Origin of the sequence: Kordia sp. (assembly GCF_045105435.1) — a bacterium.
Classification (GTDB): Bacteria; Bacteroidota; Bacteroidia; order Flavobacteriales; family Flavobacteriaceae; genus Kordia.
In genome coordinates, this window is sequence record NZ_JBGCDL010000076.1 from 1 (window position 1) to 7,136 (window position 7,136).

Below are 7,136 nucleotides of genomic sequence, written 5' to 3' on the forward strand. Positions count from 1 at the left end.
AATATTGCTGAAAGTGTTCACGACGAATTTCTAATCTGGATTAAAAAACACATTCCTGAAGTATTGGCAACAGGTAAATTTACCGAAGCACGGTTTACACAAGTATTGGTAGAGGAAGAAATGGAAGGAACTACCTATTCCGTACAGTACACTGCAAAAACCAGAGCAGATTTGGATGCATATTACGAAGAAGATGCACCAAGATTGCGAGAAGAAGGCATGAAAAAATTTGCTGATAAAATGCTAGGTTTTCGTACTGAATTAAAACTCATAGAAGATTTTAAAGCGTAAAAGAATGAAGGAAAAAAAATATTTTTCACAACTCGCTTACTTTATCAAAGCAATTCTAATTATTGTCGTAATTGGTGTGTTTTTTTACATCATCACTGAACTTTCTGATAAACTTGCAGAATCGTTAAGTATTAGGTTTCGTAAAAACTTAGTCGTTATCGAATATGTAGTCAACATCACCATTGGCGCCATTTGTTTGTTACTAATTTTAGTAATTCTCTTACGAGGGAAACCACAAATAAGCATCAACGAAACTACTATTAGAACCAATCGTTTCAAAAAGAAATTTGACGAATTGGAAACCTATCATCCAAGCAAAGGCGGAAGCGAACCGTTTATGGTTTCAAAACAAGGAAAACAATACGATTTAGAACTGTCTTGGTTTTCAAAAAAAGATCGAAAAGAAATTGAAGCGTTTATCAAAGAACGTGTCAAAAGCATATAATTCACAGCAGATGAACGATAAAGTAAGAGCAAAAAAACATTTAGGACAACATTTCTTAAAAGATGAAGAAGTAGCAGAACGCATTGCTGATACGCTTACGCTGAATCGTTACAAAAACGTGCTAGAAATTGGTCCAGGAATGGGCGTTTTGACAAAATACTTGCTCAAAAAACCAGTTAAAACGTATGTGTGTGAGATTGATACAGAATCGGTAGCCTATTTGCAAGCTCATTATTTGCAACTTTCAGATCGAATTTTGGAAAAAGATTTCCTAAAGTACGATCTCAAAAAAACATTCAAAGACGAACCTTTTGCCATTATCGGGAACTTTCCGTACAACATTTCTACACAAATTGTATTCAAAACAATTGAAATGCGCGATCAAATTCCAGAATTTAGTGGCATGTTTCAAAAAGAAGTAGCACAACGTATTTGCGCACCACACGGAAATAAAACGTATGGAATACTTTCAGTTTTAACACAAGTATTTTACGATGCCGAATACTTATTTACAGTACCGCCAGACGTTTTTAATCCGCCACCAAAAGTAGATTCTGGCGTAATGCGGCTCACTCGAAAAGAAAATTATGCACTTCCGTGTGATGAAAAATTATTCTTCCGAGTTGTAAAAACAGCCTTTCAACAACGAAGAAAAACACTTCGTAATAGTTTAAAAACATTCAATCTCTCTGATAATTTAAAAGAAGATACTATCTTTGGGCTGCGACCAGAACAACTACCTGTTCAAGGTTTCGTAGATTTAACCATCAAGATAGCAAATGACTCAATTTAAACTTAGTAATGAACTCATTGCGCAAGTAGCACAGCTCATTGAGGAAAAAAAAGACTCGGTACTTCTAGAATTGCTAGAAGAAATACACTATGCCGATATTGCTGAGATTATTGATGACTTAAATCTTGATGAAGCTACCTACATCATCAAACTGTTAGACAGTGAAAAAACGTCGGACATTCTTACGGAAGTTGATGATGATGTACGTGAAAAAATTCTAGAAAATCTTTCTGCTAAAGAAATCGCTGAAGAAATTGACGAGCTCGATACGGATGATGCCGCAGATATTATTTCGGAACTTTCTGACGAACGAAAGCAAGCCGTAATTTCGGAATTAGAAGACAAAGAACACGCCAAAGAAATTGTAGAATTACTTCGATATGATGAAGATACAGCGGGTGGATTAATGGCAAAAGAATTGGTAAGTGCCAACGAAAACTGGAATGTACTGACGTGCGTAAAAGAAATGCGCAAACAAGCCGAAGAAGTAACACGTGTTCATTCTATCTACGTAATTGATGATGACGGAATTTTAAAAGGAAGACTTTCGCTCAAAGATTTACTCACAACTTCTACCAGAGCGCATATCAAAGATGTATACATTCCAAAAGTAGATTATGTAAATGTCAACGACGACGCGGAAGAAGTGGCGAGAGTCATGTCTAAATACGATTTGGAAGCCATTCCTGTTGTGGATGAAATGAAACGATTGGTTGGGCGTATTACCATTGATGATATTGTTGATGTAATTCGTGAAGAAGCTGAAAAAGATTACCAATTAGCTGCCGGTATTACACAAGATGTAGAAGCCGATGATAGTATTTGGGAATTAACTCGTGCGCGTTTGCCTTGGTTATTTTTAGGATTATTAGGCGGAATTGGTGCCGCAGCCATCATGGAAGGTTTTGAAGAAATGATAAGCAAATACGCCATTCTATTCTTCTTTACGCCGCTAATTGCTGCAATGGCAGGAAATGTAGGTGTACAATCGAGCGCAATAATTGTGCAAGGTTTGGCAAATGACGACATCAAAGGAAGTGTAAACAACCGATTATGGAAAGAAATGTTATTGGCACTCTTAAATGGATTGGCACTCGCAATCATTCTCTTTTTTGTCGTTTGGATTTGGAAAGAAAACCCAATTGAAGCACTCGCAATCGCAACTTCGTTAGTTGTAGTTATTATTGTAGCGGGAATTATTGGTACGTTTATTCCACTATTCTTAAACAAACGTGGAATTGATCCGGCCATTGCTACAGGTCCATTTATTACTACGAGTAATGATATCTTCGGAATTTTAATCTACTTTATGATTGCCAAATTGATTATTGGAATCTAAAAAAACGAACCGAAGTCCGCTTTATCATTAAAAAAAAGAAATAAATCCTCAAATTCACTTTAAACTCTTTAGCATATTACTAAAAGAGAACAGTTATTAGACACACCACAATTATCATCTCTGTCTGGTCTAGAAAAACATAATGGAGCTGTTGGGCAATTTTGAATATCTCCGCTTTTTCCTCCTTTAAGTTCTAATGAGTTAGTAACACTAAGTTCAGAAACTTTTGTTTTGTTTAATTTTAATGTTTTGATTTGTTTTTTCATCGTAATCAATTTTAATGGTTTATAAATTATTAAGTCTCAATAGTTAAAAAAGCGAACCGAAGTTCGCTTTCTATTTTAGCTATTAATTTCCCCCAGGACAATTTTGACCTCCCCACCAAGATGGGCATACAATACTTTCACATACTGATGATGGACAATAATCACAAGAGTTAAAAATTGATCGAGGACGACATGGTTCTCCTTCCATAGTTTGCTCGTCTTTACCTCCAGATAATTGGTCAAAGTTGGAGATTGACTTTTTATTCAACTTTAAGGATTTAATATTTTGCTTTTTCATAATATAAAATTTAATAATTAATAAATTAATACCTAAAAAGCGAACCAAAGTTCGCTTTAAAATGTTTATTGTTAACTATCTAGCAACCTTGCGTAGCTTCACATGGAGATGTAAAACACGGTCTAAAGTCATACGTAGAAACACATTCGCCAAAAGGACCACCTGCTCCAGTCTTACCTCCAATAATTTCTCCTACTTTAGTAATGTTTAATTCAGAGATTGTTGCTTTCTTTAACTTTAAAATTTTTGATTGTTTCTTCATAATATTATATTTTTTAAATCGTTAATGATGAGACAAATGAAGTATTAAATTTGTTGAGAAAAAAGAGAAGTAAATCGTGATTATCGAATTAAAGCCTTGAATATCTAAACATTTTTAAATAAATTAAATATCATAACAATCTAAATATCAATTATATAAAACAACTATAAACCGATAATTATCGAATTCAAGGTTCAAAAAGGAATGGAAAATCATACAATTAGAAAAGCAGTTCTTGCTGATGCAAAATTCATATCATTATTGGCGAAAATTAACTTTTCTGAATCTTTCGGCAATTTATTTGTATCCGAAGATGAACTCCGATTGTATATTGACAAAAATTTTTCCGTAGAAAAAATGACAGATTCAATTCAAAAGAATGAAAATATTTTTTGGATTGCGTATGTAAGAACACTTCCTGTAGGATATGCAAAATTAAAAAAAGATATTCCAGTTCCCGATACAAACTACACGGAAGCTGCGGAACTTCAAAAACTATACATTCTGAAAGATTATATGTCAGAAGGAAACGGCATAAAACTAAAAATAGAATTTTTTGAAGAAATTCAAAAGCTTAATATCAAACGGATTTGGCTAAAAGAACTACACACAGACCAATATGCACTAAATTTTTACAAAGCACAAGACTTTCATAAACATCATACGCAATCATTTACCATCGGAAAGGAAGATTTTGTTTTCAATATTATGGTCAGAACAATAAGTCTAAAAAAAATTAAACGTTTATAAGTACATTTTAAAAATCACAGATTGAATGTTACTGGATAATAATTTTTTTGGTGACCTTTTCTTTTTGATTAGAAAACTGAAGAAAATATATGCCCGCAGAAAGATTGTCTACAACAATATTTTGATATTTCTTTTTACTAGAAATTTCTAGCACTAGCATACCTGAACTATTAAAAAGATAAAAATTATAACGCTCATTTTTGTGTTCCAAAACTTCAAACCTAAGAACATCCTCAACAGGATTACTAAGTAATTTTATAGGTTGTTTTGTAGTTTTTGAAAAATTCTCTACACTCAAAATAGGATCAATTGGAAAATCGCCCATATGCATTCCAGTTAACTCTTTTCCATCATTCATAACAAAATCTATCTCTATTGTAGTAACGCCATTAGTTGTTGTGAAATTTACAAAGCCAGTACTTCCATCACTGAAAGGGTCCGTATTAAAATCTAACATGTCATCATTATTTGTATCTTCAATAAGAAATAAATGACCTACATATGAAAAAGTTGTTGTTCCATCACAAAAAAACAAGATTGAAAATTACCATATGTAAATGAATTTCCAAGACTTAACAATTCGATCGAAATACTATAAGTTCCACCAATATATTGATTTCCAACAGCATACACACCATCACTCAAAGTTACTAAATACTCATAATGATTATTTGAAAAATTATTAGTCCCAAAATCTGAAATCTGAGCCGTATTAACTGCTAAAGGAGTTCCGTCGTATACAATATTACTTCCAACAAGTAGATTTAACAAAACGTCATTATCATTGTCTATATCACAAGGATCAACATTAATACTAGTAGCAAATAATGTATACGTTAGTAATAAATTAACTACCAAAAAACACTTCTTTAAATGGTAAAATATTTTCATGATTTTTTTGATATAAATTTGTTTAATCTTTCATTTATAACAAGTGAAAAAAAAATACCCTAAAAAATATCGATAATAATAAGAAGCCGTTAAATAGAAAGGTAATTTCCAAAATTACTCGTAATTTAGTTGCATGAACGCAATCAATATCAAAGACAAATTTAAACTTGTTGACACGCAATGGCATCCGCGACAAATTGCTACTGTTGACAATATGCAAGTGATTTTAGCCAAAATTCAAGGTGAATTTGTATGGCATTCACACGACGACGAAGACGAATTATTTCAAGTCATTAAAGGAACACTTTACATGAAATTTCGCGACAAAACGGTTACCGTAAATGAAGGCGAACTCATTGTAGTTCCTAAAGGTATTGAACATTGTCCTGCTACAAAAGATGATGAAGAAGTACACTTATTACTTTTTGAAAAACTTTCTACAGCGCACACAGGAAATGTAAAACATGAAAAAACACAAACAGAATATCCAAAAATCTAACGCGTGAACATATTACATCTCGATGAAAATCATTCGTTGCTCATACACCAATTTGCAGCATTAGGACACACAAACGAAGAAGATTATACGTCTACCAAAGCCGAAATTGAAGCTAAAATTCACAACTATGACGGTTTTATCATTCGCAGTCGGTTTAAAATTGATGCGGAATTTCTAGCGAAAGCGACCAATTTAAAATTCATAGGTCGCGTTGGTGCAGGTTTGGAAAATATTGATTGTGAATTTGCCGCAACAAAAGGTATCAAATTAATTTCTGCGCCCGAAGGCAATAGAAATGCTGTTGGAGAACATGCACTTGGAATGATTTTATCCTTATTCAACAAATTTAACAAAGCCGATCGGGAAGTGCGTGAAGGAAAATGGTTGCGTGAAGCCAATCGCGGCGTAGAACTCGATGGACAAACCGTTGGAATTATCGGCTATGGAAACATGGGAAAAGCGTTTGCTAAAAAATTACGCGGTTTTGATGTGGAAGTTCTTTTTTACGATTTAAAAGAAAATATCGCAGACGAAAACGCAACACAAGTTTCCCTTTCAGAATTGCAAAAACGTGCTACAGTTGTAAGTTTACACACACCACAAACGCCATTAACCATGAATATGGTAAATAAAGAATTCATTGCAGCATTTCAGCATAACTTTTGGTTTATAAATACGGCACGCGGAAAAAGTGTCGTCACACAAGATTTAGTAGCAGCTTTACAATCAGGGAAAATAGTAGGCGCAGGATTGGACGTATTAGAATATGAAAAAAGTTCGTTTGAAAATCTATTCAATGACAATCAAATGCCAACAGCTTTTCAATACTTAATTAAAGCAGAAAACGTATTATTATCGCCACATGTTGCAGGTTGGACGAAAGAAAGTAAGGAAAAATTGGCACAAACGATTGTAGATAAATTCAAAGTTCATTTTCACTAAACTCAAAATGAAAAAAACGATTTTCATATTTGGTATACTCATCGTTGCATTATTGGCGTTGTTTCAATTGAGTCAATACTCGTTGATTTCTAAAAACACTCTATTGAATATATTATTGGCGGAATTGCTATTATCTTCTTTTTTGTTGGATTGTACATAAACCACCGAAAAAGCACAAAACAATCTCCTGTAACGGAACCAGAAATAGATACACAACAGATTGAAAATTTAGGTTTAAGCAAGCGCGAATATGAAGTTTTATGTCAGCTCGCCAAAGGACATTCCAACAAAGAAATTGCTTCACTCCTATTCGTATCAGAAAGTACCATAAAAACGCATGTTTCAAACGTGTACACAAAA

At 33.4% G+C, this 7,136-nt stretch carries 12 protein-coding genes; 8 read left to right on the forward strand and 4 right to left on the reverse strand.

Annotated elements, in window-relative coordinates:
• The 4 genes from AB8B65_RS03530 to mgtE all read left to right on the forward strand — a co-directional run.
• On the forward strand, window positions 1–291 hold a 291-nt coding region (locus tag AB8B65_RS03530; protein WP_405299476.1), incomplete at its 5' end, for a DUF4286 family protein.
• A 4-nt stretch (window positions 292–295) separates the two neighbouring features.
• Window positions 296–736, forward strand: coding sequence for a hypothetical protein (locus tag AB8B65_RS03535; RefSeq protein ID WP_405299477.1), 441 nt, complete (start codon window positions 296–298; stop codon window positions 734–736).
• Between the two features lie 10 nt (window positions 737–746).
• Complete coding sequence (rsmA, locus tag AB8B65_RS03540; protein ID WP_405299478.1) at window positions 747–1,529, forward strand: 16S rRNA (adenine(1518)-N(6)/adenine(1519)-N(6))-dimethyltransferase RsmA; 783 nt, start codon at window positions 747–749, stop codon at window positions 1,527–1,529.
• Window positions 1,516–2,868, forward strand: a complete 1,353-nt coding sequence (gene mgtE / locus AB8B65_RS03545) for a magnesium transporter (RefSeq protein WP_405299479.1) — start codon at window positions 1,516–1,518, stop codon at window positions 2,866–2,868. The genes rsmA and mgtE overlap by 14 nt, the downstream gene beginning before the upstream one ends.
• Before the next feature lie 68 nt (window positions 2,869–2,936).
• Here the strand turns inward: mgtE and AB8B65_RS03550 are convergent, their stop codons facing one another.
• A complete protein-coding gene (locus AB8B65_RS03550) occupies window positions 2,937–3,134 on the reverse strand; it encodes a hypothetical protein (protein WP_405299480.1) in 198 nt (65 codons plus the stop codon).
• A gap of 377 nt (window positions 3,135–3,511) precedes the next feature.
• Complete coding sequence (locus tag AB8B65_RS03555; protein WP_405299481.1) at window positions 3,512–3,694, reverse strand: hypothetical protein; 183 nt, start codon at window positions 3,692–3,694, stop codon at window positions 3,512–3,514.
• A 204-nt stretch (window positions 3,695–3,898) separates the two neighbouring features.
• On the opposite strand from AB8B65_RS03555, the gene AB8B65_RS03560 reads away from it, so the two are divergent.
• Complete coding sequence (locus tag AB8B65_RS03560; protein ID WP_405299482.1) at window positions 3,899–4,444, forward strand: GNAT family N-acetyltransferase; 546 nt, start codon at window positions 3,899–3,901, stop codon at window positions 4,442–4,444.
• Window positions 4,445–4,472: 28 nt separating this feature from the next.
• Here AB8B65_RS03560 and AB8B65_RS03565 read toward each other — a convergent pair whose 3' ends face one another.
• Entirely contained in the window at window positions 4,473–4,901 is a 429-nt protein-coding gene (locus AB8B65_RS03565; RefSeq protein ID WP_405299483.1) for a T9SS type A sorting domain-containing protein, read from the reverse strand.
• Between the two features lie 38 nt (window positions 4,902–4,939).
• On the reverse strand, window positions 4,940–5,335 hold the full coding sequence (locus tag AB8B65_RS03570; RefSeq protein WP_405299484.1) for a hypothetical protein: 396 nt from the start codon (window positions 5,333–5,335) through the stop codon (window positions 4,940–4,942).
• 133 nt (window positions 5,336–5,468) lie between these two features.
• On the opposite strand from AB8B65_RS03570, the gene AB8B65_RS03575 reads away from it, so the two are divergent.
• The 3 genes from AB8B65_RS03575 to AB8B65_RS03585 form a co-directional block, all read left to right on the forward strand.
• Complete coding sequence (locus AB8B65_RS03575) at window positions 5,469–5,834, forward strand: cupin domain-containing protein (RefSeq protein ID WP_405299485.1); 366 nt, start codon at window positions 5,469–5,471, stop codon at window positions 5,832–5,834.
• Between the two features lie 3 nt (window positions 5,835–5,837).
• Window positions 5,838–6,776, forward strand: coding sequence for a 2-hydroxyacid dehydrogenase (locus tag AB8B65_RS03580; protein WP_405299486.1), 939 nt, complete (start codon window positions 5,838–5,840; stop codon window positions 6,774–6,776).
• A gap of 150 nt (window positions 6,777–6,926) precedes the next feature.
• Window positions 6,927–7,136, forward strand: a 210-nt coding sequence (locus tag AB8B65_RS03585) for a response regulator transcription factor (protein ID WP_405299487.1), incomplete at its 3' end; no start/stop codon positions are given.

What these genes read in the sequence shown, in the direction of transcription:
- AB8B65_RS03535 (WP_405299477.1), top strand. Translation starts at nt 296, where the DNA reads ATGAAGGAAAAAAAATATTTTTCACAACTCGCTTACTTTATCAAAGCA.
- rsmA (WP_405299478.1), top strand. Translation starts at nt 747, where the DNA reads ATGAACGATAAAGTAAGAGCAAAAAAACATTTAGGACAACATTTCTTA.
- mgtE (WP_405299479.1), top strand. Translation starts at nt 1,516, where the DNA reads ATGACTCAATTTAAACTTAGTAATGAACTCATTGCGCAAGTAGCACAG.
- AB8B65_RS03550 (WP_405299480.1), bottom strand. Translation starts at nt 3,134, where the DNA reads ATGAAAAAACAAATCAAAACATTAAAATTAAACAAAACAAAAGTTTCT.
- AB8B65_RS03555 (WP_405299481.1), bottom strand. Translation starts at nt 3,694, where the DNA reads ATGAAGAAACAATCAAAAATTTTAAAGTTAAAGAAAGCAACAATCTCT.
- AB8B65_RS03560 (WP_405299482.1), top strand. Translation starts at nt 3,899, where the DNA reads ATGGAAAATCATACAATTAGAAAAGCAGTTCTTGCTGATGCAAAATTC.
- AB8B65_RS03565 (WP_405299483.1), bottom strand. Translation starts at nt 4,901, where the DNA reads ATGTTAGATTTTAATACGGACCCTTTCAGTGATGGAAGTACTGGCTTT.
- AB8B65_RS03570 (WP_405299484.1), bottom strand. Translation starts at nt 5,335, where the DNA reads ATGAAAATATTTTACCATTTAAAGAAGTGTTTTTTGGTAGTTAATTTA.
- AB8B65_RS03575 (WP_405299485.1), top strand. Translation starts at nt 5,469, where the DNA reads ATGAACGCAATCAATATCAAAGACAAATTTAAACTTGTTGACACGCAA.